This window comes from Pseudomonas sp. HY2-MNA-CIBAN-0224, assembly GCF_040310285.1.
Taxonomy (GTDB): Bacteria; Pseudomonadota; Gammaproteobacteria; order Pseudomonadales; family Pseudomonadaceae; genus Aquipseudomonas; species Aquipseudomonas helleri.
The window spans coordinates 1-244 of the sequence record NZ_JBEOPQ010000814.1 but is presented as its reverse complement, the minus strand read 5'-3'; the positions used below and the strand labels follow the sequence as shown (position 1 = coordinate 244).

The window sequence follows — 244 nt, the reverse complement described above, 5'->3', positions numbered from 1 at the left end:
CTCGGTTTCACCCAATGTTTGATAGTCTGGCAGATTAGAGGCATTGGCAAAAATATCGGCTATCACCTCGCTATGATAAGAGGACTCTTGACGAATATCGAGCGCTGCCAAATGAAAACCACAGGTTTTGACCAAACGAATCATATCAAGTAATAAGCCTTCGCCATGTGCCGTATCGTGAGTATTGACACTTTTCCGAATGATGCGTAAATCTTCTAACAATTCTTGCGGATTGGTGTAAGCA

1 protein-coding gene is annotated in these 244 nt (G+C 42.6%); it reads right to left on the bottom strand.

The window, feature by feature from the left end:
* Window positions 1–244 (bottom strand): phosphoenolpyruvate carboxylase (locus tag AAEZ03_RS28550; protein ID WP_350583340.1); only part of this gene is annotated, 244 nt, incomplete at both ends.